We start from the raw sequence: 25202 nt of genomic DNA, 5'->3' as shown, positions 1-25202 counted from the left end.
AACCGCGGCGCATCGACAAGGTCCGACGCTGCGCCGCGGATCTAGGGGCGGCGGAAAATTCAGTCGATCTTGCGCGCGACCGTGCCGTCGATGATCGTATGCGAACGGCCGCCGACCCAGATCGCCGCGTCAGCGCCGTCGCGCGCGTCGATGCGCACGTCGATCGTCGCGTCGTGGCCCATTTCGCGGCCCTGGCTGACGCGATAGCCGCGTGCGAGCGTGCCTTGCGGTTCGCGTTCGGCGATGTAGGCGGCGATAAGCCCGTTCGCTGCGCCCGAGGCCGGGTCTTCGACGATGCCGACGCCGGCCGGAAACGCGCGCACGACGACGTCGTAGCCGGAATTCGCGATTCGCGATTCGGGATTGGCAGAAGCACGAGCAAAAACACACAGGCCGAGACTGTCGCCCGCGCGCGCGAGTGTGAGAATCGCCGCGTGATCGGGTTTCCATGTGCGCAGGCTCGCCTCGTCGGCGAACTCGGCGACCCACCAGCGGCGGCCGCCTTCGACGAAGGCCGGCGGTAGCGCACCGAGGCGGACTTCGCCGAGCACGGCTTGCAGCAGCATATCGTCCGCGCCGCTGCGCAGCACGCGCGCCGCGGGTGCCTGCACGTAGAGCCGGCGCGCGGCGCTTTCGCCTTCGACGCGGATCGGTAGCAGCCCGGCGCCGCATTCCTGGATCAGGCCGCCGTCGCGCGCGTGCACGCGGCCGGCTTCAAGCGCGGCGTGCGCGCTGCCGATCGTCGGATGGCCGGCGAACGGAATTTCCTTGCTCGGCGTGAAGATGCGCAGGCGATAGCTTGCCTGCTCCCTGCTCGGCGTGAGCACGAACGTGGTCTCGACCAAATTCGTCCAAGCGGCGAAGCGCTGCATGTCGGCGTCGCTCCACGAGTCCGCGCCGAACACGACGCCGAGCGGATTGCCGCCGCCCGCGCGCTCGGCGAAGACGTCGACCTGCATATAACGGATGGCGTTTTCTTGGTGCTGCTGCGTATCTTTCAAAGCTGCAAATTCCCAATCCGTCCGCCGCGAGGTATCGAACGGCGAACGTCGTCATCGGATGGCTGCGCGTGGTTCGATGCCTCGCCACGAACGGCCGCGAATTTTGTCGTTACTTCATCGCCAGCGAGATGGCGATGCCGACCCACAGCGCCATACCGACCCAGTTGTTGTTGCGAAATGCGGCGAAACAAGCGTCGCGGTCGCGGCCGCGCATGATCCAGAGCTGGTAGGCGAACAGCGTGGCGGCGACGCCGACGCCGACGAAGTACGGCCAATGCAGGTGTCCGCGCTGGGCGACGAGCGCCATCGCGATGAGAAACATCGCCATCAGCACGCCGAGAATCGGCAGGTCGGCGTCGCCGAACAGGATCGCGGTCGATTTCGCGCCGACACGCAGATCGTCGTCGCGGTCGACCATCGCGTACTCGGTGTCGTAGATGGTCGAGTACAGCACGTTGGCGAGGAACAGCAGCCAGCACAGCGGCGGCGTCGAGTTCGTCACCGCGGCGAACGCCATCGGGATCGACCAGCCGAACGCGGCGCCGAGATAGACCTGCGGCAGGTGCGTATAGCGCTTGGTGAACGGGTAAGTCGCGGCGAGGAATGCGCCGACGAAAGACAGTTCGATCGTCAAGGTGTTGGTGAACAGCACGAGCACGAACGCGCACACGAGCAGGACGGCGAAGACCGCGAGTGCTTCGCGCGGACTGACCGTGCCCGCGGCGATCGGGCGCTCGCGCGTGCGCTTCACTTCGGGGTCGAGTTTGCGGTCGGCATAGTCGTTGATCACGCAACCGGCCGAGCGCATGAGGAATACGCCGAGGGTGAAGATGATCAACGCCGGCCACGGCGGAAAATCGCCCGCGGCGAGCCACAGCGCCCACCAGGTCGGCCACAGCAGCAGCACCGTGCCGATCGGTTTGTGCATGCGCGCGAGTTTGGCGTACTCGCCGAGGCGTTCGCGCACGCGCGCCCAGTCCACGCGCGCGAGCGGCTGCTTCTCGATCTGCACGCGCCCCGGCGGACGCTTGACCGCGCCGACCGGCGGCACCGAAATCTGCGGGCGTGTGTTGAGATCGGCGCGCTTCGGCTTCGCCGCAGCGGCCGCGGTCTTGGCGGGTTTTGCCGCGGCTTTCGGCGCAGGCGCGGGCGGCGGCGCGGAATCCGGCGGATTCGGCTTGGCGCGCGGACGGCGGGGTTTCTGCGGAGGAGCGGGTCGATCCATTGACGCAAGTTTACGCGTTTTCCGTTTCAGCTCGGCCAATCGCGGTGAGCGCACGCGGTAAACGCAACGGAGTATCCTCGCGCAAGCCTTCGCCCCGGAGACGCCAATCATGCTGCCATCGCGCTACCTGCCCTTCGCCGCCTCTATCGTTTTGTTCGCGCTCTCGGTCGCGATGCTCTGGGACGGGCCGATCTGGCGCTGGTCGACGGCGATCTTCGGCGCCTTGACCCTCGTCGGCATCTGGGATCTCTCGCAGACCCGGCACACGCTGCGACGCAATTTTCCGATCACCAGTCACTTCCGCACCTTCTTCGAATTCTTCCGCCCGATGCTGCGTCAGTACGTGGTCGAGTCAGACACCGAGGAGGCGCCGTTTTCGCATTCGCAGCGCTCGCTGGTCTATCAGCGCGCCAAGGACGTCGAAGACAAGCGTCCGTTCGGCACCGAGCAGGACCTCTACCGCACGCAGTACGAATGGATCAACCATTCGCTCGCGCCGAAAAAAATCGACAGCCACGATTTCCGCATCACCATTGGCGGCCCGCAGTGCACCCAGCCGTATTCGGCGAGCGTGTTCAATATCTCGGCGATGAGTTTCGGCGCGCTCTCGGCGAACGCGATCCGCGCGCTCAACGAAGGCGCGCGCCTCGGCGGTTTCTATCACGACACCGGCGAAGGCTCGATGTCGCGCTACCACCGCGAGATGGGCGGCGACATCTGCTGGGAAATCGGCTCGGGTTATTTTGGCTGCCGCAACGACGACGGCAGTTTCAGCCTCGAACGCTTTGCCGAGAATGCGACGAATGCGCAGGTGAAGCTCATCGAGATCAAGCTCTCGCAGGGCGCCAAACCCGGCCACGGCGGCGTGCTGCCAGGGGTCAAGGTCAGCCCCGAGATCGCTGAGGCGCGCGGCGTGCCGATCGGTCAGGACTGCGTGTCGCCGGCCGCGCACAGCGCATTCTCTACGCCGCTCGGCCTGCTCCAGTTCATCGCCATGCTGCGCGAAAAATCGGGCGGCAAGCCGACCGGCTTCAAGCTCGCCCTCGGTCATCCCTGGGAATGGTTCGGCATCGCCAAGGCAATGCACGAGTCCGGCATCCTGCCCGACTTCATCGTCGTCGACGGCGGCGAAGGCGGCACCGGCGCGGCGCCGCTCGAATTCACCGACCACGTCGGCGTGCCGCTGCGCGAGGCGCTGCTGCTGATCCACAACACGCTGATCGGGCTCGGCCTGCGCGACAAGATCAGCATCGGCGCGAGCGGCAAGGTGATCACTGCGTTCGACCTCGCACGTACGCTCGCGCTCGGCGCGGACTGGTGCAACGCTGCGCGCGGCTTCATGTTCGCGCTCGGCTGCATCCAGTCGCAGAACTGCCACACCGACCGCTGCCCGACCGGTGTCGCCACGCAGAACGCGGGGCGTTGGAAGAAGCTCAACGTGCCGGACAAATCCACACGGGTGAAGAATTTCCACGACAACACTCTGCACGCGCTCAAGGAACTGATCGCCGCGGCCGGCTTGACTCATCCGGGTGAGCTGGGACCCGAACACATCATCCGCCGCGTATCGCCCGACGAGGTGCGTTCGCTTGCTGCGTTGTATCAATACCTCGAACCGGGCGATCTGTTGGACGGCCGCATGCCCGACCATGCCGTGTTCAAGTCATTCTGGCGCAACGCGCGTACCGACACGTTCGCCGCGCCGCGCGCGGTGGCCGAAGCCGCGCAGCAGATCAAGTCGCCGTAGCGTTCAGGCCGCGCCGAGCACGGCCTGGATGGTGAGCGACAGCCCCATGCCGATCGCGGCGGCGCCGACGATGCGCGCCATGTAGATGCCGTCGGCGGCAAGACGTTCGGCGGCGATGGCGATGGTGACGAGCGCCATCGCACGCAGATCCATCGCGCCGACGACGAGCAGAATCACGCTCAGATTGGCGCAACAGCCAATGCAGTGCAGGCCGAGACGCAGGCCGTGGCGCCACGCGGCACCGGCAGTCGCAGGCGCATGACGGCGGCATTCCGGCATCGCGCAGCAGCAAGCCAGAAGCCGTGCCTTCCACGCCGAGAACTGGAACGCGCCGGCGATGATGACGATGATGCCGCTCGCGATCGGAACCGCGTGTGCAAACGCCGCGTAGCGCAGCGCCGTCTGCGTCAGCGCGATACCGAGCGCGAAGACGGTGACTCCGCATCCGGTCCACACGGCGAAATAGCCGAGGCCGGCGAGCGCGGTCAGCCGATCCGCGCGCGTCGCCGCGGTGCCGGCGACCGCCGTGCGGTAGGACCATAGCGCCGGCGCGAGCACCGGCAGCATCATCGCGACGGTCATCGCCGACCACATGCCGGCGAAGCACGCGGCGAGGCCGGCCCAGGTCTGCCCGCACATCGGAGCCCACATCATCGACATCGCCCAGCCGCCGGGCATCGGCGCGTCGGCCATCGCCGACATCGCGAGGCAGGCGCGGACCGTGATCGCCGTCGCAGCAACGAAGAGCAGGGCGCAGACGCCGAAGTGGAGGTGGCGCGAGGCGCGTGCGGGCGAGGCCGGAGCAGCCTCGCCCGCTTCGATCGCGGTGCAGCCTGATGGACTCAGGCGCAGCACGACTCGCCCGCAGTTTTAGCCGGCTCGGCGTATTCGTCGTTGCGCCGCCACCAGATGCCGCTCTCGTTGCGTCCCTTCGGTGCGCGGTCGAGCCACTGGTACATGCCCCAGATGCCGTCGACGCCGCGCGCGTAGGCCGAATAGGTGTGATAGACGACGCCGTCTTCGAGCGCGAACGCGCTCACGCCGGGCCGGTCGCGCGTGTACGCGGCGGCGTTGGTTCCGCAGCCCGCTGCAAGACGCACGACGATTTCCGGCGGGTTGGCCTCATCCACTGGATAACGGTCGTCCTCGTAGTTGTATTCGATGCCGCCGTTGCGCTGCTGTTCCTCGCTGAAGGAGACGTTGAGATCGAAATTGAAATCGCTGCCGCCCGAGGACGCCCACGGGAAACTCCAGCCCATGCGCCGCCGGTAGCCGAGCAGGGTTGCGAGCGGCGCGCGCGACACCGCGGTGAAGGCGACGTCGTGATTCGCCAGGTGCACGGCGACGCCGTTGAATCCGTCGGCGATCGCCGAGCACGACGGGCAGCCCGCTTTGAAATCGGGGCCGAACATGAAGTGATAGATGAGAAGCTGCGAGCGCCCGCGGAACAGGTCGGCGAGCGTCGCCGGGCCGGCCTCGGTGTCGAATCGGTATGCCTTGTCGATGCGTACCCATGGCAGCGCCTGGCGCCGCCGTGCGAGTTCGTCGCCGCGCCGCGTATGCTCTTTCTCCGCGGCGAGCAGGTCGAGCCTGGCGGCACGCCATTGTTCGCGTGTTCCGGTCGTGTGCGTGGTCATCGTATTCTCTCCTCTGGATGGCGCAGGCCGGACGTGGGTATGCGTCGCGGCGTGCGGGTTGACGGTCGCAGAGAGCGTAGAACGGCGAATCGAAACGGCGGGAGTGACAAGTGTGGCGCGATTGACCGGTTCGCTCAAATGGATTCGCTGATCAGCGCCGCGGCGCACGCGCTCGCCGCGGGGGATCCGCTCGGCGCATTGAAGCGAATCGCCCTGCGCGACGACGCGCCTGCGCTGGCCTTGCGCGGCATTGCGATGGCGCAGCTCGGCGAATGGGCGCGCGCCAAGGCGCTATTGCGCAGTGCGGCACGCGCGTTCGGTGCGAAGGAAGCCGTGGCGCGTGCACGCTGCGTCGTCGCCGAAGCCGAGGTCGCGCTGGCCGCGCGCGACCTGGCTTGGGCTGCGCGCACGCTCGATACGGCGCGTGCGACCTTGGAAGCGCATGGCGATGACGCCAATGCGGCGCATGCGCGCTGCCTCGAAATCCGCCGCCTGCTGCTGATCGGTCGTCTCGACGAGGCAGAGCGCCGGCTTGCCGAACTCGACTCCGCCTCGCTGCCGGCTGCACTGCGCGCGACGCACGAATTGATCGCCGCAGGCATTGCCCTGCGCCGCCTGCGCACGAAAACCGCGCAGGCGGCGCTCGCGCGCGCCACGCTCGCGGCGCGCGAGGCCGGCATTCCCGCGCTCGCGGTGGAAGTCGAGCAGGCCGCCCGCGTTCTCGCTACGCCCGCGGCGCGCCGCATCGCGCGTGGCGAGGAGCGGTTGCTCGTGCTCGCCGACGTCGAAGCCCTGCTCGCTTCGAAAGCGCTGGTCGTCGATGCCTGCCGTCGTGCCGTCCGCGTCGGTGGTACGGTAGTCCCATTGGCGACGCGGCCGGTGTTGTTCGCGCTCGCGCGTGCGCTCGCCGAAGCGTGGCCCGAGGACGTCGCGCGCGATGCGCTTGTCGCGCGTGCGTTCCGCGCAAAGCGCGCCGACGAATCCTACCGCGCACGCCTGCGCGTCGAAATCGGCCGCCTGCGCAAGGCGCTGGCCGAACTCGCCGAGATCAGTGCGACCGCAGGCGGCTTCGTGCTGCAGCCGCGCCGCGCGCGCGAGGTCGTCGTCCTCGCTCCGCCGGTCGAAGACGTGCACGCCGCGGTGATCGCCTTTCTCGCCGACGGCGAGTCGTGGTCGAGCTCGGCGCTCGCTCTCGCGCTCGGTGCGAGCCAGCGCAACGTGCAACGCGCACTCGATGCACTCGCGGCGGGCGGTAAAGTGCAGGCGCTCGGGCGCGGACGCGCGCGGCGCTGGATGGCCGCGCCGCTGCCCGGAATCGCGACGACCTTGTTACTCTCCGTGCCGCTGCCGAACGGCTAGGATGAGCGCATGAAACGATCAAACGCAGACATCATTCGTGAGTACGGCCCCTTCTCGGGTGCCGAAGACGTTGGCGGCGTCACCTACGACGGGCAGCACGTATGGTTCGCCGCGCGTGACCGGCTCAGCACCTTCGACCCGGAGAGTGGCAAGACACTGCGCTCCATCGATATGGCCGCGCACGCCGGCACGGCCTTCGATGGCCGCCATCTGTTCCAGATCGCCGAGGATCGCATCCACAAAATCGACCCGCAGAGCGGGCGTGTGCTCGCCACGATCCCGGCGCCCGGCAACGGCGGCGATTCCGGGCTGGCCTGGGCCGAAGGCTCGCTCTGGGTCGGCCAGTACCGCGAACGCAAGATCCATCGCATCGATCCCGAAACCGGAAAAATCCTGCGCACCATCGATGCGCAGCGTTTCGTCACCGGCGTCACCTGGGTCGACGGCGATCTCTGGCACGGCACCTGGGAAGGCGACAAGAGCGACCTGCGCCGCATCGACCCGCAGACCGGCGAGGTGCTGGAGACGATCGACATGCCACCGGGCGTCGGCGTGTCGGGACTCGAATCTGACGGCGGCGAGCGGTTCTTCTGCGGCGGCGGCAGCAGCGCCAAGGTGCGCGTTGTGCGCCGGCCGCGGCGCGCCGCTGACTGACTGAAGGCTGCGGGAGCCCACGCGCCGACTGCCGTTCTCGCTTTGCCGGACACGCCGGCGTTCGCCGGCCCTGCTGCATCGATACCGAGCGGACGCCACGCAGTTGCCGCCATTGCGGAACATTTCCCGCGCCGCGTAGTCTTGCCATGACGGACAGGCGGGAGTCGGGCGCGGAATGGTCAATCTCGAAGGGGTGACGCGGCGCTATCAGGTCGGTGGCCAGAAGGTGCATGCCTTGGCCGGCGTCGATCTCGATATCCCGCAGGGGCAGTTCGTCGCGATCGTTGGCCCGTCGGGCTCGGGCAAGTCGACCCTGCTGAATATCCTCGGTTGTCTCGACAGCCCGAGTTCGGGCCGCTACCACCTCGACGCGACCGACGTATCGACCTTCGACGACGAGCGCGCGAGCGATTTCCGCAATCGCCGCATCGGCTTCGTTTTTCAGTCGTTCCATCTGTTGCCGCGCCTGACCGTGCTCGAAAACGTGCTGCTGCCGCAGCGCTTTCTGCGCGAGCCGGCACCGCAACTCGAAGCGCGCGCGCACAGCCTGCTCGAACGCATGGGCCTGTCGCAGCGCCTCGACCACCGGCCCGACCAGCTATCCGGCGGCCAGATGCAGCGCGTGGCGATCGCGCGCGCATTGCTGATGCAGCCGGCTCTGTTGCTCGCCGACGAGCCGACCGGCAATCTCGATTCGAAGAGCGCCGCCGACGTACTCGGCCTGATCGAAGAAGTGCATGCGCAGGGCCAGACCGTCGTGCTCGTGACTCATGATGCCGACGTCGCCGCTCGCGCGCAGCGCCAGGTGCATCTGCGCGACGGGAGGATCGAATTTGATCGCGCGACCTAGTTCGATCGTGCTGCTGGCTGCGCTCGCCGTCGCCGCACGCCCGGCGGTGGCCGTGGTGTTTTCCGGCGAAGTGCGCGCGCTCGATGCGCAGCCGATTTTCTGTCCGCCGTCGATGTCCTCGCCGGTCGTGTTGCGCTATTACACGGCCGAGGGTGCGCAGGTGAAGAAAGGCGACGTGATCCTGCGCATCGACGCGGGCCAGGCTGCCGCCGAGATGCGCACGCTCGACGCGCAGGCCGAACAGACCGCGGCGAAGATCGACAAGGAAGCGAGCGAACTCGAACTCAAGGCCGCCGATGCGGAGCTCGCGCTGATCGACGCACAGGCCGCGCTCGATACGGCGAAGATCGACGCGGCGCTGCCGAAAACGCTGGTATCGGCGCTCGACTACGACCGCTATCGCGCCGAGTTGCAGCGCGCCGAACACGACCTGCAGCTCAAGCAGCAGCAACTCACCGCCGCGCAGGACGCGGTCACGCGGCGCCGCGACGACGGCAAACTCGAAATCGGCAAATCGAAGCTGCAGCACGACTACGACCAGGTCCAGGTCGACGAGGCGGAAGTGCGTGCGGACCGCGCTGGCACCGTCGTGCACGGTTTCAGCCGCTGGTTCGGCACGGGCCGCTACGAAGAAGGCTCGTCCGCCTTTCCGGGCAACGAAGTCGGCCAGATCGTCGACGCCGGCGGGCGCATGGGCGTGCGCGCCTGGGTGCTCGAATCCGACCGCGCCGGACTTGCATCGGGGCAGAACGTGCAGCTGAGCTTCGATGCTCTGCCCGGCGCGTCGGTGGCGAGCAAGATCGCATCGATTTCCGGCGCGCCGGAAAGCCGCGCGCAGTGGGGCGAGGGCAAGTACTTCCTCGTCGAACTCGACCTGCCGGCGAATCTCGGCCTCGCCCTTAAGCCGGGCATGAGCGTGCGCGTCGACAGTGAGCAGGCGCAGGCGAAACCGCTCGCGGCGGCGGCCACGGTGCGCAGCGAACCGGTGCGCGCCAACGGCGAAATCTATGCGCAGGTGACCGCGGCGATTTCGCCGCCGCAGGTCGAGGATCTGTGGCAGCTGACGATCACCCAGATGGCTGGCGACGGTGAGGCGGTGAAGCAGGGCCAGCCGCTCGTCTCGTTCGACGGCGGCGAAACGATGAAGACGCTTTCGACCAAACAGGGCGAACTCGAAGCCAAGCTGCGCGAGCAGGAGAAGTTGCGTCTCGAACTCGTCGAACGCGCGCGCACCGAGGATCTGACCGTGGCTGAGGCCGAAGCCGACGCGACCAAGGCGCAGCGCAAGGCGAGCCAGCCCGAAGCCTACGTGCCCGGCGTTGAATTCAAGAAACTGCTGATCGCCAAGCGCAAGGCCGAGCAGAAAGCCGCGGCGAGCCACAAGCGCGCCGAGGCGGCGGCGGTTGGGCGTACCGCCGAGCAGCGCCTGGTCGACGTCAGTGCGGCGCGCCTGAAAGAAGACGTCGCACGCATGCAGGCGGCGATCGCCTCGCTCAGCGTGGCCGCGCCGCGCGACGGCATTTTTCTGCATGGCACGAGCTGGAACGGCGAGAAGATCGACATCGGCAAGCAGATCTGGCGCGGCCAGTCGGTCGGCGAAATTCCCGACGTGACTTCGCTGGCCGTGCGCGTCGGCCTCGCCGAGCGTGATCTGACGCGCGTGCATCGCGGCGACGCGGTGCGCGTGTTGCTCGAAGGCGGTGCCGGACAAAGTCTCGGCGGCCGCGTCGACGACATCGGCCTGTCGATACACAGCAAGTCGCGCGTCGAGCCGGTGCCGGTGATCGACGTGCGCATCGCTCTCGATCCGACCGGGATCAAGCTCAAACCGGGTCAGGCGGTGCGCGTGGAGTTTTCCGGCAAACCGACCGAGGTGGCGGCGAAATGAACGCGCGTCCGCTGCTCGCCGCCGTTCTCCTGCTCGGTGCCTGTGCGAAGGCACCGACGGATTTGACCGTTACCGAGCGCGTAGTCCATGCGCCGGCGCGCATCACGATCGAGGCGGAGGGCGTACTCAAGTCGGCCAAGGCGACGCCGCTGACCGTGCCGGGCCAGCAATGGTCGCAGCGCCAGCTCGCCTGGGCGCTGCCCGACGGCAGCCGGGTCAAGCAGGGCGACCTCGTCGCGCGCTTCGCCGCGGAGTCGAGCAAGCTGCAGCTGGCGACGGCGCTCGTCGATCTGCAGCGCAATACGCTCGCGCGTGCGGCGAAGGAAGGCGAGCTCGACGGCGCGACCGGCAAGCTCGAAGTCGATCTCTCCCAGGTCGAAGGTCTGCTCGCGATCGCGCGCCGCTATGCCGGTGCGAGCGACGGTCTGCTCGCGCGCAACACCATTCTCGACGCGGTGCAGGACGAACATTTCCTCGGCGTCAAAGAAGGCACGCTCAACTGGCAGAAATCGATGGCGACGACACGCGGCAAGGCCGAGTTCGCTTTGATCGACGCACAGCGTGCAGCCAACGACAAACTGGCCAGCGACCGCCGCAGCGATCTCGCCGCGCTTGAACTCAAAGCGCCGCACGACGGCCTCGTCGTGCTCGAAGCCGACTGGTCGGGCGAGAAGCCGCGTGTCGGCGCGAGCATGTGGGCCGGCAACAACTTCGCGACGCTGCCCGACACGCAAAACATGGAAGTCGAACTTGCGCTGCCGCAGAGCGAAGCCGGCGGCCTCAAGGAAGGCCAGCGCGTCGAACTCGCGCCGCTCGGCGCGCCGGAGCAGAAGGTCGTGAGCGAGATCGCCTGGATCGCCGCGGCCGCGGCGCCGCGCGGCCGCGATTCGCCGGTGAAGTATTTGTCGTTCAAGGCGAAAGTCGATGCCGCCGCGGTGGCGAAATACGCGTGGACGCCCGGCCAGAGATTCCGCGCGGACATCGTCCTGCTCGATGCGAAGGACGCGATCACAGTGCCGAACATCGCCGTGCGTGCGAGCGGCGAGACCAGCGAAGTATCGGTGCGCACGGGCGGCGGCACGGCGACGCGCCCGGTCAAGCTCGGCGTGCGCGGGCCCGCGCGTTCGCAGGTGCTCGACGGCCTCAGCAGCGGCGACGAGATCGTGCTCGCCGCACCGCAAACGCAGGGCGCTGCCCCCGGCGTGGAGAAGAAGCCGGCGACCGCAGCCGCGGCGACGAAGGCGGCGGCCGCGCCATGAATGCCGCGAAGCATCCCAATGCCTTGCTGCAGCGGATGCCGTCTGCATGGCGCGAGGCGATCGACGAGCTGACCCGGCGCAAACTGCGTACCCTGCTGACCCTGCTCGGTCTGATCTTCGGCGTCGGCGCGATCGTCGCGATGCAGGGCGTCGGCGAGGGCAGCCGGCGCGAAGCGCTGCGCCTGGTCGAAAGCCTCGGCCTGCATAATCTGATCGCCGAGCGCAAAGAGCAGGATTCCGAGACGCTCAAGGAAACGCGTGCGCGCAGTCTCGGCCTCACCCTTGCCGACGCACGTTCAGCGCTGCAGGTCGTGCCGAATGCCGAGCTTTACGCGGCCGAGAAAAAAGTCCGCAGCTACGCCGTGTTCAGTGACGAGGGCGCAGGCGAAGTGCAGGCGAGCGGCGTCAGCGCCAACTATTTTTCTCTCGCCGCGCTGCATCTCGCCGAAGGGCGCGCGTTGACCAACGAGGACGACCAGGCGCTCGCTGCGGTCGCCGTACTCGGCTGGCAGGCGGCACGCACGCTGTTCCCTAGCGGCGGCGCGATCGGTCGCATGATCAAGGTCAACCATGTCTGGCTGCGCGTGGTCGGCGTGCTCGCCGACCGCGATCTCGGCGCGGACAAGTTCGAGGGCGTTGCTCTCGGTGTCGAAAGCAATCGCATCTACCTGCCGCTCGCGAGCGCGCTGGCGCGGTTCCGCTTCACGCCGCTCGAGGACGAAGTCGACCGCATCCTTGTCAGCGTGAAGAATCCCGACGGTCTCGCCGCCGGCGCGCGTGTGATGACCCAGGTGCTCGATCAGCGCCACGCCGGCGCGAGCGACTACAGTTTGATCGTGCCGCAGCAGCTCTATCAGCAGAATCAGAAAACCCAGCGCATCTTCTCGATCGTCATGGGCTCGATCGCCGGCGTGAGCCTGCTCGTCGGCGGCATCGGCATCATGAACATCATGCTCGCAAACGTGCTCGAACGCCGCCGCGAAATCGGCCTGCTGCGTGCACTCGGCGCGAGGCGGCGCGACATCGTCGTGCGTTTCCTGCGCGAAGCGGTCGTGATCTGCGCCGCAGGCGCGCTGATCGGCCTCGCTTTCGGCGCGCTGCTCGCCTACCTGATTGCCGCGTTCGCTGGCTGGCAGGTGGCCTGGTCGCCGATCCTCATTCTGCTGTCGGTCGCGCTCTGCGCGGCGATCGGCCTTGCGTTCGCGATCTATCCGGCGCGTCAGGCGGCCCTGCTCGATCCGATTGCGGCGATACGCGCGGAGTGAGCGTACACATCGATTGCTTGCATCACGCTCAGTCTCGACGGCTGCGGCGCGACCGGCAATATCTCCGTATATCGTCAAATCCGAACGGAATCGGCCATGCGCTCTCCATGAAAATAACACTTTCGCACGTGACGGTATGGCGCATCGTGAGTCGAGCATGCTCTTTCATCGTCGGTCGCATCGTCTTTAGGGCGCTTCCATGCTGATGCGAAGCTTTGTGCTGTTTCTCTTGCTGGGATTGCCGGTTATGACGCTGGCTGCTCAGCCCTGTCTGCTCCAGGTGGAAAGTCAGGCAAATAGCCTTGCTCCGTTGCGGCGGCAATTGGCCGCAGCGCAAATTTCCGAAGAGGAGAGATACCTCGTGCCCGCAGAAATGCGGGGCAAGATTTCGCAGCTCAAGCAAGCGCTCGCTAAGACGGCGGATGCGGCGATGCGCTGTCAGGGCAGGGATGCGAACCCGAAGTCGCTTCAGTCCGAACTGGATGGCCTGCTTCGTGCTTCGCAGCCGAAATCGGCATCCGAGAGCGATTTCTTCTACGGAGCCCATTTGCGGTTTCGCGTGGAACGGCCGAATGGTACGTCCCAATTGATCGCGATTATGGCGAGTTTCGAGATCGGTTGTGGCTACGACGAAATGCTTCTGGTCTATGCGTTTGACTCGAATGGTTGGAAGCGGAAGTTGCGGTGGCAAAGCGCTCCCTACGATGAGGTGAAAGGCGCTTTCGGGGATTTCTTCAAGTACGTCTTCGTTTCGGCAGATCGCACGCCCGGCTGGCGTATCGTCGCCGCGCATGGCACACCTTGGTGCACGTCACGTTGGAGCAAATTCGCCGTCGACGTGCTCGAACCCACTTCGGACGAGGACAAGCCGGCGGTTCTCTGGCACAAAGAAAATGGCTATACGCGCTTTTTGCCCGAGCCGACCTTGAAGGCTGTCGGCGGCGGATTCGAATTGCGCGTGGAGGGCGCAACCATCGAGGCCGAGATGATGACGCGCGCGCATATTTATCGTTACGAGCGAGCCGACAGGACGATGCGCCGAGTGCAGCCCGTGGCGGTCAATGTGCGCGACTTCGTGGACGAATGGATTCAGTCTCGGTGGGACGAAGCCGCGAACTGGACTTCGCGCAACGCAATCGCCAAGCTGAAAGAGCTGCACGAGAAACTTTCGCCATCACAAGAGAGCGCAAAGACGGCACTCGCTTTCTCATATGGTCCCGTGCGGTCCTGCTCGGACGGTGCGAGGCACCTACAGGTCGAAATCGATGCGGAAGCCGGTTCGGAGCAGCGGTTTGCGACTTTTTTCCAAGTCGAAACGCGGCAGAACGGATTTATGACCTTGTTCTCTGCAGACAGCCACGCCGATGCGCGATGTGCAGGTGCGGATTTGAGTAAATCCTGGCCTCGCTAGCGACCTAAGTGGTGGCGAGCTTGCGCCGTCGCGCCGGCGTACCGATCAGGTCGAGAAAATTGTTGAACACCTCGTGCGCTTTGCCTTGCATCGCATCGATGCGCGCAAAGGTGTCGGCGCGGATTGTCTCCGCGTCGCGGCCGAGGCCGGCGGCGATCAGCTCGTCGCGGTAGCTCGGCAGGTTGAGCCAGCGTTCGATCAGCGGCTTGTCCATTTCCAGATGGAATTGGAAACCATAGGCGTTCGTGCCGTGGCGGAAGGCCTGGTTCTCGCAGGTCGCAGTGCGGGCGAGATGCGTGGCTCCCGCGGGCAGGTCGAAGGTGTAGCCGTGCCACTGGAAGATCGGCGAGGCTTCGCCGAGCGGCGCGAATACCGGATCGCCGCGGCCCGCGTCGGTCGTGGCCAGATCGTACCAGCCGATTTCGCTGACCCGGTGGCGGCGCACTTCGCCGCCGAGCACGTGCGCAAGCAGTTGCGCACCGAGGCAGATACCGAGCACCGGCTTGCCCTGCGCGACGGCCTCGCCGATCACGTCGATTTCGGTCTGCAGGTGCGCACGCTGCGCGCGGTCCTCCACGTTCATAGGTCCGCCGAGGACGATCAGGCCCTTGTAGCGGTCGAGCCGCGGCTTCGCCTCGGGTTGGCGTTCAAAGTTGACGAACTTGACCCGATGCCCGCGCCGGCGGATCAGCGGATCGAGCGTGCCGAGCGGTTCGGCCGCGACGTGTTGGAAGACCAGTATCCGGGACATAAAAAAACGGGCTCGCGAGGAGCCCGTTTTACTGGAATCGAACAGCGCTGTCGATCAGAAGCCGTAGACGAGATTCGTCGTCAGCAACTGGTCGGTCTTCTTCGTGTAGCCGGAGAACGCCGGGATTTCCGTGTTGTGGCGGATCTGATAGCCGGCCTTGAGGGCGAGCTTGTCGCTCATCTTCACCTGCAGGCCGATGTCGTTCTGGATGTAGGTGTTGTCGCTACCGCCTTCGACGAGGAACGTCTCGACCAGCGAGGTCGTGTCGTTGAAGTTGTGCTTGTAGTTCACCAGTCCGCGGCCGACGATGTACTTGTCGGAATCGTCCTTGTGATACTGCGGCGGATTGATCGTGTAGTCGTAGGCGCCCTTCGGCTGCTGCACCTTGTAACCGGGGCCGACTTCGAACGAGAGTTCGTCCGCGGCGGTCTTCAGCACCTGGTAACCATAGCCGACCGACGCGGTGTACTGGTACTGGTACGGCGAGAATCCGTCGTGCTCGTAACGCAGCGCGCCGACGATATAGCTGCGCTCGTCGAACTTGTAACCGGCCGACGCGCCTGCGTCGTAGCGGTTCGCGGTCAGATCGTACTTGCTCGTGGTCTGAGGGACCGGCTGGCCGTTTACATAGCCGATCGTGGTCGAAGTGACATTCGCCTTGTTGCGCAGCGCTTCGAGGAAGAAGTCGTACTTCCACTGCTCGTCTTCTTTCTTCAGCGTCAGCTTGGCGTTGAGGTTCTGCGACTTGGCATTGCCGCTCGCGAGAGCGAGGCCGGCTTCGCCGCTGCCGTGCCAGTTGCCGTCGTTGGTGTTCGTATCGGCCGCGTAAGCGCCGAAGGGGAGGGCCAGCGCCAGCGCGCCGGCGAGGATCTTCTTGTTCATGTCAGGTCTCCTTGTTGTCGTTGCGATGGGGGTTCGCAAAACGGCGCGCATTATGCCCCTGCAATGCGCGAAAGCCCCCGATTTGGCTGCCGTTCATTCAGGTATACATCAGGAAAACGTTAATTTGTATTCTTTCGTACAAATATACAATTTACATAAGTAACTTTTTATCCTTTGTCTTTCTTGATCGATGTTTCAAACGGCTGCGACGTGCAGTGAGCGGAACGAGCCCGCATTCACGGCAGAAAAGGGTCGCGCGATTTCTTGGCGATGGTCGTATGAACCGGTTGCGGACGGCAGGGCATGCCGCCGCTTCGGCACAATCGGCGAATGCCTGCCGAAACGGACGCGCGGCGAGGCGGACGAGTCACGGGGTCGTTATGGCGGTTGCGAAGCCGAATCTGCCCCTCGGAGCCGGTCGGGCCGCCTGTCATCATCCCGCGCATGACCGCCGGCGCGGGAGCGGGCACAATAGCCGCATGGACCGTTACGAACGCATACTCACCCTGCATCGCATCCTCAAGGCCTCGCGCTATCCGGTGCCGCTGGCGCGCCTGCTTGACGAGCTCGAATGTTCGCGCGCGACGGCCTACCGCGACATCGCCTTCCTGCGTGACGCGCTCGGCGCGCCGATCGAAGGCGAGGGCGAGGCGGCGTTCCGCTACGCGGCCGACGAAGCCGACCGTTTCGAGCTGCCCGGCCTGTGGCTGACGAGCGAGGAACTGCAGGCCCTCCTCGCGCTGAACGAATTGATCGGGCGCACCGGCCCGGGCGTGCTCGCCTCGGCGCTCGCGCCGTTCCGCACGCGCATCGACAAGCTATTGACGAGTCAGGCCGACGGCGGCGCCCGCAAGGCGCCGCTTGAACGCATCCGCGTGATCGGCTATGGCACGCGCAAAATCGACGAAGCGACGTTCCGCCACGTGGCGAGCAGCGTGCTCGAACGCAAGCGCCTGAAGTTCAGCTATCGCGCGCGCTCGACCGACCAGGCGACGCAGCGCGAAGTGTCGCCACAGCGCCTGAGCCATTATCGCGACAACTGGTATCTCGACGCCTGGGATGAGAGCCGCGAAGCGCTGCGCAGCTTTGCCGTCGACCGCATCAAGGATGCGCAGGTGCTCGATGCGCCTGCGCTCGATCGTGCCGAAGACGAGTTGAACAAGCATCTCGCCTCGAGCTACGGCATTTTCTCCGGTGCGCCGAAGAACTGGGCGACGGTGCGCTTCTCCGCGCACGCCGCGCGCTGGGTCGCCGATGAGCACTGGCATTCGCAACAGCAGGGCACGTGGCTCAAGGATGGGCGCTACGAGTTGAAACTGCCGTACAGCAATTCCAAAGAATTGCTCATGGATGTGCTGAAGTACGGCCCCGATGCCGAGATTCTCTCGCCGCTGAGTCTGCGCGAGGAAATGAAGATCCTGCTGCAGCTCACGATCAGCGGCTACGCCGGGGCGCCTGCGTGAGTGTTTCGCGTGCGGCACCGACCGTCTCGCTCGTGCTTGGTTCGGGTGGTGCGCGTGGTTATGCGCACATCGGCGCGATCGAAGAGCTGCGCGCGCAGGGTTTCGACATCCGCAGCATCGCCGGCTGTTCGATGGGTGCGCTGATCGGCGGTATCTATGCCGCGGGCAAGCTCGACGAGTATCGCGACTGGTCGCGCACCCTGCAGCGGCTCGACGTGCTGCGCCTGCTCGACTGGACGTTCTCCGGCGGCGGTTTCATCAAGGGCGATCGCATCATCGAGCAGATCAAGACCTTGATCGGCGACATCCGCATCGAGGAATTGCCGATCAGCTACACCGCCGTAGCGGTCGATCTCTACGCGCAGCGCGAGGTCTGGTTCTCGCGCGGGCCGCTGTTCGACGCGATCCGCGCTTCGATCTCGATTCCGACCGTGTTCCGCCCGCATCATTATGAGGGCCGCACGCTCGTCGACGGCGGCCTGCTCAATCCGGTGCCGATCACGCCGACCCTGCGCGACCTGACCGACTGCACCATCGCGATCGACGTCAACGGCCCCGACGATTCGGACGGAGGCGCTTCGCCGGCCGCCGACTCCACGTTCGGCGATATGACGGACGAGGTGCCCGCCGCCGACGAGCATGGCTCGATTCAGCCGGTCGCCGCGGGCGAAACGGAGCACGCCCATGCGGCGCCGCGGCGCAAGATCGCCAGTTTCATCGACGGCCTGCTCGAAAAGCGCGAGAAGAAGCACGCGGAAATCACCGCCGATCCCGGCGTGCTCGAATTGTTCGGACGCACGCTCGACGTGGTGCAGCAGACCGTCACGCGCTACAAACTTGCGGCGCAACCGCCCGATTTGATCATCAGCGTGCCGCGCGATGTCTGCGCGTTCTACGAATTCCATCGCGCGGCCGAAGTGATCGAACTCGGCCGCGAACAGGCGCGCAAGGCGCTGCTCGACTGGCAGGTGCCGGTGCGGCGCTGAGCGTTTCCGCCGCAATGCCGCCTGAACGGGTGGCGCGCGTTCGGTCGGCTTTCATCTTCTCCGCGCATTAATGAGCACAAGGCACCGCGGCGCAGACCGCGCCCGGGCCGACCACTCAAACAGGAGATCGTCATGCGCTTGCCCGCCATTCTTCTTGTCTCCACGCTTGCAGCCGGTGCCGCACTCGCGCCGTCGACCGGCGAAGCGCGCGTCTATGTCGACATCGGTGTTGCGCCGCCGCCGCCGCGCGTCGTCGCCGTACCGCCGCCGCGCGCAGGCTACGTCTGGGCGCCGGGCTACTGGTACTGGAACGGCAGCCGCCACGTCTGGCACAGCGGCTACTGGATGTCCGAGCGCCGCGGCTATCACTGGGTCGCGCCGGCATGGGAGCCGCGCGGTCCGCGTTGGCATTACGTGCCCGGCCGCTGGGAACGTTGATCCACCGAAAGGAGTCCGACGCCGCCCTCCGGGGCGGCGTTTTTTTTCGCGACCGGAAATAAAAACGGCCCGCTGGGGAGAGCGGGCCGTTCGGGGTCGCAATGCAGAGGTCGGGGGTAGCGACCTGGGGAGTCCTGCATTACGAGGCGTACGATAGTCGCAGGTAGCTTACAAAAGCCTGACGATGAGGTAAGAGCTACACGAAATCCGAAAATATCGATTCGCATTCGAGTGGAAGCGTGACAAGGCTCTTGTTATGCCTTGTCTGCAACATGTGTTCTCGCGGCGGATGAGATTCGTTTGCGCGCGATGCTGGTCTACATTCTCACGCGATCGCCGGCTCTCCGCTCTCCGCCTGTTCGGCGAACATCTGCTTGATCGCCTTCGCTGCTTCGCGGCCGTCGAGCACCGCGCGCACGACGAGGTCGGCGCCGCGCCACATGTCGCCGCCGGCGAAGACTTTCGGATTCGTCGTCTGCAACGGCAGCCGCATGTTGCCATCCGTATCGGCGCCGCCGAGTATAATTTTTCCATTTTGCGCAAACTGGATTCCGCTCGCCGTCGCCCAGGCGGGTGGTTCGGGCAGGAAGCCGAAAGCGAGAATGACCACGTCGGCGGGCAGGACTTCTTCGCTGCCCGGCACGGCCTCGGCGCGCGCGCGGCCGCTGCCGTCGTCGACGAGGCGCGTTTCGACGACGCGCACGCCGGTCACGCCGTTGGCGTCGCCGAGGATTTCGAGCGGCTGGCGCTGGAACAGAAAATCGACGCCTTCGTCGCGGCTGTACTTCACTTCGCGGCGTGAGCCGGGCATGTTGGCTTCGTCGCGGCGGTAGACCAGAGTCACGCTCTCGGCGTCGTGGCGCACGCTGGTGCGCACGCAGTCCATCGAAGTGTCGCCGCCGCCGAGCACGACGACGCGCTTGCCGAGCAGCTCCGGCATCACGTCCTCGGCTGTCGCGGTGCCAAGCAGGCGGCGCATATTGGCGATCAGGAACGGCAGCGCGGCGTGCACGCCGGGCAAGGTCTGGCCGTGCAGCTGACCGTCGACGAATTTGTACGCGCCGGTGCCGAGGAAGACGGCATCGTAATCCTTCACCAGCATCGCGAATTCGATGTCCTTGCCGATTTCCGTCTTGAGGCGGAATTTCACGCCCATGCCTTCGAGCACGTCGCGGCGCGTGTCGACGATTTTCTTGTCGAGCTTGAACGGCGGAATGCCGAACGTGAGCAGGCCGCCGATCTCCTCGTAGCGGTCGAACACCTCGACAGCAACGCCCGAGCGGGCGAGCACGTCGGCAGCGGCGAGACCGGCAGGCCCGGCGCCGACGATGGCGACGCGTTTGCCGGTCGGCTCGACGTGGTCGAGCTTCGGCCGCCAGCCGCGCTTGAATGCTTCGTCGGTGATCGAGCGCTCGATCGCGCCGATGGTTACCGCGCCGAAGCCGGTTTCGAGCGTGCAGGCCTGCTCGCAGAGGCGATCCTGCGGGCAGATGCGGCCGCAGATCTCGGGCAGCGGATTGGTTTCGTGCATCAGCGCGGCAGCATCTTCGACGCGGCCCTCGCGTGCGAGTTCGAGCCAACGCGGAATGTGGTTGTGCAACGGGCAGCCCCACGAGCAATACGGATTGCCGCAGTCGATGCAGCGCGAGGCTTGTTCGGTGATTTGCTCGCCGGTAAACGTTGTGTGGATTTCGCCATAGCCGAGTACGCGCACGGGCACGTTCAGTTCGCGCGGCAGCTCGCGGGGGAAGCGCAAAAATGGAAAGTTATCTTTTTTCACAATTCACCAGAAACAAGAGCGGTTTTGGCCACGGATTGCACGGATAAGCACGGATAAAAATCGAAATTTTGTTCTCTATCCGTGTTCATCCGTGCAATCCGTGGCAAACAATTTCTTTTCTTACGCTGCGCGGCGCAGTTCGTCGGCGAGCGAGTCGAGGCTGGCGGCCTTCGGTTTGACCAGCCAGAACTTGTGCACCAGCTCGCGGAATTCCTCGACGATGCGATGGCCCCACGCGCTTTCGGTCGCCTCGACGTAGCGCAGCAGCAGGGTGCGCAGATGCTGCCAGTAGTTCTCCATGCCTTCGTGCGAGATGCGCGTGATGTCGACGAGTTCGTGGTTGTAGCGGTCGACGAAGTCGCGCGCTTCGTCGAGGACGAAAGCGTAGCCGCCGGTCATGCCCGCGCCGAAGTTGACGCCGCAGCGGCCGAGCACGACCACGGTGCCGCCGGTCATGTATTCGCAGCAGTGGTCGCCGACGCCTTCGACGACGGCGAGCGCGCCCGAGTTGCGCACGGCGAAGCGCTCGCCCGCGCGGCCCGCGGCATAAAACTCGCCGCCCGTGGCGCCGTACAGGCAGGTGTTACCGACGATCGACGACTCGTGGCTCGAAAAGCCCGCGTTCTTCGGCGGACGCACGACGATGCGGCCACCGGCCATGCCCTTGCCGACGCCGTCGTTGGCTTCGCCGTCGAGGACGATGTGCACGCCGCCCGCGTTCCAGGCGCCGAGGCTCTGACCCGCGGCGCCGGTGAGGCGCAGCGTGATCGGATTCGCCGCCATGCCCTGGTCGCCGTGCCGGCGCGCGACGTCGCCGGAGAGGCGCGCACCGATCGAGCGGTCCGTGTTGATGACGGCGTACTGGAATTCGCCGCCCGACGCGTTCTCGACCGCGGCCTTCGTGTCGGCAGCGATGCGCTTGGCCAGATCGCTTTGCGGGATCGGCGCGGCAGCGCAGCCGGGTGCTTCGCCGCTCAGGCCATTGTCGAGCAGCGGGGAGAGATTCAGTTTGTTCTGTTTGACCGTCGCGCCGACGCGCTGCTTGAGCAAGTCGGTGCGGCCGATGATTTCATCGAGCTTGCGCACGCCGAGACGCGCCATGTGCCGGCGCACATCGTCGGCGACGAAGCGGAAGAAATTCTCCACTTGCTCGGGCGGGCCGTCATAGTGTTTCTTGCGCAGCTCGTCGTTCTGCGTCGCCACGCCGGTCGCGCAGGAATTCAAATGGCAGATGCGCAGATACTTGCAGCCGAGTGCGACCATCGGCGCGGTACCGAAGCCGAACGACTGCGCGCCGAGCATTGCCGCCTTGATCACGTCGAGGCCGGTCTTGAGGCCACCGTCGGTCTGCACGATCACGCGCTGACGCAAGCCGTTGCGCACCAAGGTCTGCTGCGTTTCCGAGAGGCCGAGTTCCCACGGCGAACCGGCGTAGCGGATCGAAGTCAACGGACTGGCACCCGTGCCGCCGTCGTGGCCGGAGATCGTGATCAGGTCAGCGTTGGCCTTGGCCACGCCTGCGGCGATGGTGCCGACGCCCGCGTTGGCGACGAGCTTGACCGAGACGAGCGCCGAAGGATTCACTTCCTTCAGGTCGTAAATCAGCTGGGCGAGGTCCTCGATCGAATAGATGTCGTGATGCGGCGGCGGCGAAATCAGGCCGATGCCGGGCCGCGCATAGCGCAGCCGTGCGATCAGGGCGTTGACCTTGTGCCCCGGCAACTGGCCGCCTTCGCCGGGTTTTGCGCCCTGCGCGACCTTGATCTGCAGAACTTCGGCATTGACCAGATAGGCGGGCGTGACGCCGAAACGGCCGGAGGCGACCTGTTTGATCTTCGACATCTTTTCGGTGCCGTAGCGCACCGGGTCTTCGCCGCCCTCGCCCGAATTGCTGCGCGCGCCGAGGCGGTTCATCGCGATCGCGAGCGATTCGTGCGCCTCGGGCGACAACGCGCCGAGCGACATGCCGGCCGAGTCGAAGCGCTTCAAGATGGTCTCGATCGGCTCGACTTCGTCGAGCGGTACCGCTGTACCGACCGCGTGCACGTCAAGCAGGTCGCGCAGTGCGGCCGGCACGCGACCGTCGATCGCGTCGGCGTAACGGCGATACAGCTTCGCGTCGCCAGTGCGTACCGCGAGCTGCAGCGCGCCGACGACTTCGGGGTTGTACATGTGGAATTCACCACCCGGCAGCGCTTTCATAAGGCCGCCCGCGGGCAGCGCATAATTCGGGTCGCGCGCGGCGATCGACTGCGCCTTGTACTCGTTCTGAATGTCGGCGAAGCCGGCGCCGCCGATGCGCGACGGCGTGCCCGGGAAGCACAGCTCGACGACTTCGTCGGCGAGACCGACGATCTCGAACAATTGCGCGCCGCGGTAGCCCGCGATCGTCGCGATGCCCATCTTCGAGATGATCTTGAGCAGGCCTTTCTGGATGCCGCGGCGATAGCTGCGCCCGATCTCGCTTGGCGGCTCGCCCTGGCGGCCCTTGAGTTCGCCGCGCCGGTTCATGTCGAACAGGGTCTGATACGACAGGTACGGATACACCGCGGTCGCGCCGAAGCCGATCAGGCAGGCGAAGTGGTGCGCGTCGCGCGCGTTCGCGGTCTCGACGAGGATGTTGCAGTCGCAGCGCAGCTGCTTGCGGGTCAGGCGCGCGTGTACGGCGCCGGTTGCGAGTAGCGAGTGGATCGGCAGCAGGCCCGGTACCGGATAACGGTCGGACAGCAGAATCAGCATCGTGCCGTTGCGCACCGCTTCTTCGGCGCGGTCGCAGAGATCTTCGATCGCGGCCTTGAGGCCGATCTTTTCGTCGTAGTAAAGATCGAGCTTGATGTTCGCCGGCGCGATGTGCGGCAGGGCGAGGATCTGGCGCAGCTTGCGCTGCGAGAGGATCGGCGAATTGAGCAGCACCTGTTTCGCATTGTCGGGCGACAGGTCAAAAACGTTGCGCTCGAGGCCGATTTGGGTGGTCAGCGACATGACCAGGCGCTCGCGCAGCGGATCGATCGGCGGATTCGTCACCTGCGCGAACGACTGGCGAAAGTATTCGTAGAGCGGGCGCGATTTCTGCGAGAGCACCGCGATCGGCGTGTCGTCGCCCATCGAACCGGTCGCTTCGGCTTCGTCTTCGGCCAGCGTCTTGAGGATGACGTCGCGTTCCTCGCGCGTCAGCGCGAACTGCTTCTGGTAGCGCGCGAGTACCTCGGGCGAGAACGGCTCGGCGGCAAGCGCCGGGTCGATCAGGTGCGATTCGAGATACATCAGCTCCTGGCGCAGCCACTTCTTGTACGGCGCGCGCGCGCGATTGACCGCATCGATCGCGGCGCTGTTCAGCAGTTTGTGCTCGATCAGGTCGACCGCGATCATCTCGCCCGGCCCGAGGCGGCCCTTGGCGACGATACGCGAGTCGGGCACGTCCCACAGGCCGGCTTCCGAGGCGACGATGACGTGGTTGTCGTCCGAACGCGCCCAGCGCGCGGGGCGCAGGCCGTTGCGGTCGAGCGCGCAGGCCGCATGGCGCCCGTCGCAGAGCACGATGCCGGCCGGGCCGTCCCAGGGCTCGCTGTGCAGCGCGTAGTACTCGTAGAACGCTTCGAGATCCTCGTCGAGATCCTCGCGCGACGACCACGCCGGCGGAATCAGCACGCGCATCGCCACCAGCACGTCGAGGCCGCCGGCGACGAGCACTTCGAGCATATTGTCGAGGCTTTGCGAATCGGAACCCTTGGTCGTGACGAGTTCGCCGAGGTCGGAGAAGTCCACGAGCGGCGACTTGTACTTGGCCGCGCGCGCCGTCGCCCAGTTGCGGTTGGCCTTGATCGTATTGATCTCGCCGTTGTGAGCGAGCAGGCGGAACGGCTGGGCCAGACGCCAATGCGGCATCGTGTTGGTCGAGAAGCGTTGGTGGAACACCGCGGCGCTCGCCTCGACGCTCGGATGGGAGAAATCGGGGAAGGCCGCGCGCAACTGGCCTGGTGCGACCATCGCCTTGGCTGCGAAAGTCGTCGCCGACAGAGTGACGACGTAGAAATGCACGTCGTCGGCGAAGGTTTTCTCGGCGAGGCGGCGCGCGCGAAACAGGGCGCGGTCGAACGCGGCCTCGGCCAGACCGGCCGGCGCGTCGACGAAGATCTGCTCGACGCGTGGCCGGTGTGCTTCGCCGAGTGGCCCGCAGGCGCGCGCGTCGACGGGCACTTCGCGCCAGCCGGCGACGTTCAGACCTTCCGCACGCAGATGCTTTTCCAGCTCGGCTTTCTGCGCCGCGGCACGCGCGGCGTCCTTGCGGTCGAGAAAGACGTGTCCCGACGCGAAGCGGTCGCCGAGGCGGATGCCGGCCTCGGCGGCGAGCACGCGCAGCCAGCCGAACGGACGGTAAAGCAGGATGCCGCAGCCGTCGCCGGTGATGCCGTCGGCACCGATGCCGCCGCGATGCGACATCTTCGCCAGGGTCGAGAACGCCTGGTCGATGAGCCATTTGCTCGCTTTGCCATCGATGTTCGCGATCAGTCCGAAACCGCAACTGTCGTGTTCAAACGAAGGGTGGTAAAGCGAGCTGGCAACGGCTTGCGACATGGTGTTTCCCGATCTTGCTTGATGCGGCGGA

Annotated in this window: 19 protein-coding genes; 11 read left to right on the top strand and 8 right to left on the bottom strand. The window is 66.0% G+C overall.

Annotated features, from left to right (window positions below):
• Positions 1-59: 59 nt before the first annotated feature.
• Together FFS30_RS16655 and ubiA are read right to left on the bottom strand one after the other, a co-directional pair.
• Positions 60-959 (bottom strand): PhzF family phenazine biosynthesis protein, encoded by a 900-nt coding sequence (locus tag FFS30_RS16655; RefSeq protein WP_137914502.1) that lies wholly within the window; start codon positions 957-959, stop codon positions 60-62.
• A 151-nt stretch (positions 960-1110) separates the two neighbouring features.
• Positions 1111-2226 (bottom strand): 4-hydroxybenzoate octaprenyltransferase, encoded by a 1116-nt coding sequence (gene ubiA / locus FFS30_RS16650; RefSeq protein ID WP_212742497.1) that lies wholly within the window; start codon positions 2224-2226, stop codon positions 1111-1113.
• A gap of 109 nt (positions 2227-2335) precedes the next feature.
• On the opposite strand from ubiA, the gene FFS30_RS16645 reads away from it, so the two are divergent.
• Entirely contained in the window at positions 2336-3973 is a 1638-nt protein-coding gene (locus FFS30_RS16645) for an FMN-binding glutamate synthase family protein (RefSeq protein ID WP_137914303.1), read from the top strand.
• A 3-nt stretch (positions 3974-3976) separates the two neighbouring features.
• On the opposite strand, the gene FFS30_RS16640 is transcribed toward FFS30_RS16645, so the two are convergent.
• Positions 3977-4828 carry a DUF2182 domain-containing protein gene (locus tag FFS30_RS16640; protein ID WP_249352527.1) on the bottom strand — a complete coding sequence of 284 codons (852 nt, stop codon included), beginning with the start codon at positions 4826-4828 and terminating at the stop codon, positions 3977-3979.
• Positions 4816-5610 carry a DUF899 domain-containing protein gene (locus tag FFS30_RS16635; RefSeq protein WP_137914302.1) on the bottom strand — a complete coding sequence of 265 codons (795 nt, stop codon included), beginning with the start codon at positions 5608-5610 and terminating at the stop codon, positions 4816-4818. Before FFS30_RS16635 ends, FFS30_RS16640 begins: the two co-directional genes overlap by 13 nt.
• Before the next feature lie 138 nt (positions 5611-5748).
• Between FFS30_RS16635 and FFS30_RS16630 the strand changes: the two genes are divergently transcribed.
• The 7 genes from FFS30_RS16630 to FFS30_RS16600 all read left to right on the top strand — a co-directional run bounded on the left by FFS30_RS16630 (position 5749) and on the right by FFS30_RS16600 (position 14296).
• Complete coding sequence (locus tag FFS30_RS16630; RefSeq protein WP_137914301.1) at positions 5749-6969, top strand: helix-turn-helix domain-containing protein; 1221 nt, start codon at positions 5749-5751, stop codon at positions 6967-6969.
• Between the two features lie 9 nt (positions 6970-6978).
• The gene (locus FFS30_RS16625) at positions 6979-7623 is read left to right on the top strand and encodes a DUF5074 domain-containing protein (protein WP_137914300.1); all 645 of its coding nucleotides are present in this window, start codon (positions 6979-6981) and stop codon (positions 7621-7623) included.
• Positions 7624-7798: 175 nt separating this feature from the next.
• Positions 7799-8473 (top strand): ABC transporter ATP-binding protein, encoded by a 675-nt coding sequence (locus FFS30_RS16620; protein ID WP_137914299.1) that lies wholly within the window; start codon positions 7799-7801, stop codon positions 8471-8473.
• On the top strand, positions 8457-10361 hold the full coding sequence (locus FFS30_RS16615; RefSeq protein ID WP_249352526.1) for an efflux RND transporter periplasmic adaptor subunit: 1905 nt from the start codon (positions 8457-8459) through the stop codon (positions 10359-10361). The genes FFS30_RS16620 and FFS30_RS16615 overlap by 17 nt, the downstream gene beginning before the upstream one ends.
• Positions 10358-11620, top strand: coding sequence for an HlyD family efflux transporter periplasmic adaptor subunit (locus tag FFS30_RS16610; protein ID WP_137914298.1), 1263 nt, complete (start codon positions 10358-10360; stop codon positions 11618-11620). Before FFS30_RS16615 ends, FFS30_RS16610 begins: the two co-directional genes overlap by 4 nt.
• Positions 11617-12885 (top strand): ABC transporter permease, encoded by a 1269-nt coding sequence (locus tag FFS30_RS16605; RefSeq protein WP_249352524.1) that lies wholly within the window; start codon positions 11617-11619, stop codon positions 12883-12885. Before FFS30_RS16610 ends, FFS30_RS16605 begins: the two co-directional genes overlap by 4 nt.
• Positions 12886-13084: 199 nt before the next feature.
• Positions 13085-14296, top strand: a complete 1212-nt coding sequence (locus FFS30_RS16600; protein WP_137914297.1) for a hypothetical protein — start codon at positions 13085-13087, stop codon at positions 14294-14296.
• Positions 14297-14300: 4 nt separating this feature from the next.
• On the opposite strand, the gene FFS30_RS16595 is transcribed toward FFS30_RS16600, so the two are convergent.
• A complete protein-coding gene (locus FFS30_RS16595; protein WP_137914296.1) occupies positions 14301-15047 on the bottom strand; it encodes a gamma-glutamyl-gamma-aminobutyrate hydrolase family protein in 747 nt (248 codons plus the stop codon).
• Positions 15048-15101: 54 nt separating this feature from the next.
• The gene (locus FFS30_RS16590) at positions 15102-15929 is read right to left on the bottom strand and encodes a DUF481 domain-containing protein (RefSeq protein ID WP_137914295.1); all 828 of its coding nucleotides are present in this window, start codon (positions 15927-15929) and stop codon (positions 15102-15104) included.
• A gap of 479 nt (positions 15930-16408) precedes the next feature.
• Here FFS30_RS16590 and FFS30_RS16585 point away from each other — a divergent pair, with 479 nt between their 5' ends.
• The 3 genes from FFS30_RS16585 to FFS30_RS16575 all read left to right on the top strand — a co-directional run bounded on the left by FFS30_RS16585 (position 16409) and on the right by FFS30_RS16575 (position 18816).
• On the top strand, positions 16409-17392 hold the full coding sequence (locus FFS30_RS16585; protein WP_137914294.1) for a YafY family protein: 984 nt from the start codon (positions 16409-16411) through the stop codon (positions 17390-17392).
• The gene (locus FFS30_RS16580) at positions 17389-18378 is read left to right on the top strand and encodes a patatin-like phospholipase family protein (RefSeq protein WP_137914293.1); all 990 of its coding nucleotides are present in this window, start codon (positions 17389-17391) and stop codon (positions 18376-18378) included. Before FFS30_RS16585 ends, FFS30_RS16580 begins: the two co-directional genes overlap by 4 nt.
• Positions 18379-18510: 132 nt before the next feature.
• Entirely contained in the window at positions 18511-18816 is a 306-nt protein-coding gene (locus FFS30_RS16575; RefSeq protein WP_137914292.1) for a YXWGXW repeat-containing protein, read from the top strand.
• Positions 18817-19141: 325 nt separating this feature from the next.
• On the opposite strand, the gene FFS30_RS16570 is transcribed toward FFS30_RS16575, so the two are convergent.
• Both FFS30_RS16570 and gltB read right to left on the bottom strand, forming a co-directional pair.
• Positions 19142-20599 (bottom strand): FAD-dependent oxidoreductase, encoded by a 1458-nt coding sequence (locus FFS30_RS16570; RefSeq protein WP_137914291.1) that lies wholly within the window; start codon positions 20597-20599, stop codon positions 19142-19144.
• A 117-nt stretch (positions 20600-20716) separates the two neighbouring features.
• Entirely contained in the window at positions 20717-25171 is a 4455-nt protein-coding gene (gene gltB / locus FFS30_RS16565) for a glutamate synthase large subunit (RefSeq protein WP_137914290.1), read from the bottom strand.
• Between the last annotated feature and the right edge of the window lie 31 nt (positions 25172-25202).

The sequence above is a fragment of the Rudaea sp. 3F27F6 genome (assembly GCF_005503555.1).
Classification (GTDB): Bacteria; Pseudomonadota; Gammaproteobacteria; order Xanthomonadales; family Rhodanobacteraceae; genus Rudaea.
Note: the sequence above shows the minus strand (reverse complement) of the source record. Positions and strands in the feature narration are given on the sequence as shown.